Genomic DNA, 3,467 nt, shown 5'->3' with positions numbered 1-3,467 from the left:
GTTTGTGTGTTGTTTGAGAACTGCACAGTGGACGCGAGCATCTTTGTTGTAAGTAATGAAGAGCGTACGGTGGATGCCTTGGCACCAGGAGCCGATGAAGGACGTAGGAGGCTGCGATAAGCCTCGGGGAGCTGTCAACCGAGCTGAGATCCGAGGATTTCCGAATGGGGAAACCCAGCACGAGTGATGTCGTGTTACCCGCACCTGAATATATAGGGTGTGTGGAGGGAACGTGGGGAAGTGAAACATCTCAGTACCCACAGGAAGAGAAAACAACCGTGATTCCGTGAGTAGTGGCGAGCGAAAGCGGAAGAGGCCAAACCATGTACATGTGATACCCGGCAGGGGTTGTGTGCGTGGGGTTGTGGGATTCATTTTGTCGATTCTGCCGGATCGGCCGACAGTAAAAAATCATCGTGTTAGTCGAAGTGGTCTGGAACGGCCTGTCGTAGAGGGTGAGAGTCCCGTAGACGAAAACATGGTGACTGTCGTAGTGAACACCCAAGTAGCAGCGGGCCCGTGAAATCTGCTGTGAATCTGTCGGGACCACCCGATAAGCCTGAATACTCCCTGGTGACCGATAGCGGACTAGTACCGTGAGGGAAAGGTGAAAAGTACCCCGGGAGGGGAGTGAAATAGTACCTGAAACCGTGCGCTTACAATCCGTCAGAGCCTTTGCACCTTCGGGTGGGGGGTGATGGCGTGCCTTTTGAAGAATGAGCCTGCGAGTTAGTGGCATGTCGCGAGGTTAACCCGTGTGGGGTAGCCGTAGCGAAAGCGAGTCCGAATAGGGCGTTTTAGTGGCATGTTCTAGACCCGAAGCGGAGTGATCTACCCATGGCCAGGGTGAAGCGACGGTAAGACGTCGTGGAGGCCCGAACCCACTTAGGTTGAAAACTGAGGGGATGAGCTGTGGGTAGGGGTGAAAGGCCAATCAAACTCCGTGATAGCTGGTTCTCCCCGAAATGCATTTAGGTGCAGCGTCGCGTGTTTCTCACCGGAGGTAGAGCTACTGGATGGTCTAGGGGGCCCACAAGCTTACCGAAATCAGCCAAACTCCGAATGCCGGTGAGTGAGAGCGCGGCAGTGAGACTGCGGGGGATAAGCTTCGTAGTCGAGAGGGAAACAGCCCAGATCGCCGGCTAAGGTCCCTAAGCGTGTACTAAGTGGAAAAGGATGTGGGGTCGCGAAGACAACCAGGAGGTTGGCTTAGAAGCAGCCACCCTTGAAAGAGTGCGTAATAGCTCACTGGTCAAGTGATCCTGCGCCGACAATGTAGCGGGGCTCAAGTACACCACCGAAGCCGCGGCATTCACATAAGCCCGCTCGTTTTCTACGGAGGACGAGCCAGGTGTGTGGATGGGTAGGGGAGCGTCGTGCAGCCATGGAAGCGCCGGAGTGATCCAGGTGTGGAGGCTGCACGAGTGAGAATGCAGGCATGAGTAGCGAAAGACAAGTGAGAAACTTGTCCGCCGAATGACCAAGGGTTCCTGGGCCAGGTTAATCCGCCCAGGGTGAGTCGGGACCTAAGACGAGGCCGACAGGCGTAGCCGATGGACAACGGGTTGATATTCCCGTACCCGTGTGAACGCGTCAATGGTGAATCAGTGATGCTAAGCGCCCTGAAGCCGGCCTAAGCACCTTCGGGTGCCCGGGTCGGGGGATGCGCGTGATCCGAGCTGGTAGTAGCCAAGCGATGGGGTGACGCAGGAAGGTAGCTGGGCCAGTCAGTGGTAATACTGGTGTAAGCGTGTAGGGAGTGGCCTAGGCAAATCCGGGTCGCACATATCCTGAGACGTGATGCGTAGCCGATTGAGGCGAATTCAGTGATCCTATGCTGCCGAGAAAAGCCTCTAGCGAGTTTTCACACGGCCCGTACCCCAAACCGACACAGGTGGTCAGGTAGAGAATACCAAGGCGATCGAGATAACTATGGTTAAGGAACTCGGCAAAATGCCCCCGTAACTTCGGGAGAAGGGGGACCTCTGCTGGTGATCCAACTTGCTTGGTGAGCTGGTGGGGGTCGCAGAGACCAGTGAGAAGCGACTGTTTACTAAAAACACAGGTCCGTGCGAAGTCGTAAGACGATGTATACGGACTGACGCCTGCCCGGTGCTGGAAGGTTAAGAGGACCGGTTAGCTCTTCGGAGCGAAGCTGAGAATTTAAGCCCCAGTAAACGGCGGTGGTAACTATAACCATCCTAAGGTAGCGAAATTCCTTGTCGGGTAAGTTCCGACCTGCACGAATGGCGTAACGACTTCTCAGCTGTCTCAACCATAGACTCGGCGAAATTGCATTACGAGTAAAGATGCTCGTTACGCGCGGCAGGACGAAAAGACCCCGGGACCTTCACTATAGCTTGGTATTGGTGTTCGGTTCGGTTTGTGTAGGATAGGTGGGAGACTGTGAAGCGGGCACGCCAGTGTTCGTGGAGTCGTTGTTGAAATACCACTCTGATCGTATTGGACATCTAACCTCGGACCATGATCTGGTTCAGGGACAGTGCCTGGTGGGTAGTTTAACTGGGGCGGTTGCCTCCCAAAATGTAACGGAGGCGCCCAAAGGTTCCCTCAGCCTGGTTGGCAATCAGGTGTTGAGTGCAAGTGCACAAGGGAGCTTGACTGTGAGACTGACAGGTCGAGCAGGGACGAAAGTCGGGACTAGTGATCCGGCACCGGCATGTGGAAGCGGTGTCGCTCAACGGATAAAAGGTACCCCGGGGATAACAGGCTGATCTTCCCCAAGAGTCCATATCGACGGGATGGTTTGGCACCTCGATGTCGGCTCGTCGCATCCTGGGGCTGGAGTAGGTCCCAAGGGTTGGGCTGTTCGCCCATTAAAGCGGCACGCGAGCTGGGTTTAGAACGTCGTGAGACAGTTCGGTCTCTATCCGCCGCGCGCGTTAGAAACTTGAGGAAGGCTGTCCCTAGTACGAGAGGACCGGGACGGACGAACCTCTGGTGTGCCAGTTGTCCTGCCAAGGGCACTGCTGGTTAGCTACGTTCGGAAGGGATAACCGCTGAAAGCATCTAAGCGGGAAGCCTGTTCCAAGATGAGGTTTCTCACCCCCTCGAGGGGGTAAGGCCCCCGGCAGACCACCGGGTTGATAGGCCAGAACTGGAAGCACGGTAACGTGTGCAGGTGACTGGTACTAATAGGCCGAGGACTTACCACAAAGAAGCTACGCGTCCACTGTGCGGTATCTGAAACAACACACATGTTGTATCGGATCGAGAAACCGGTTTGGTTTTTCTCTGATCCGTGTGTGACAGTTTCACAGAGTTACGGCGGCCATAGCGGAGGGGAAACGCCCGGTCCCATTCCGAACCCGGAAGCTAAGCCCTCCAGCGCCGATGGTACTGCACTCGACAGGGTGTGGGAGAGTAGGACACCGCCGTACATAACATCCCCGGTTGCCCGGGATCAGGAGTTTTCTTCTGGTCCCGGGCATTCGGCATTTCTGGGG

2 rRNA genes are annotated in these 3,467 nt (G+C 55.7%); both read left to right on the top strand.

What is annotated here, in order from left to right:
- The first annotated feature begins 46 nt into the window (after nt 1-46).
- A 23S ribosomal RNA gene (locus tag ACWDU4_RS28120) occupies nt 47-3,176 on the top strand.
- 108 nt (nt 3,177-3,284) lie between these two features.
- Nucleotides 3,285-3,401, top strand: a 5S ribosomal RNA gene (rrf, locus tag ACWDU4_RS28115).
- Nucleotides 3,402-3,467 lie beyond the last annotated feature (66 nt).

The sequence above is a fragment of the Rhodococcus sp. NPDC003348 genome, assembly GCF_053589375.1.
The sequence above is the reverse complement of the archived record's forward strand: the minus strand, read 5'-3'. Positions and strand labels throughout refer to the sequence as shown.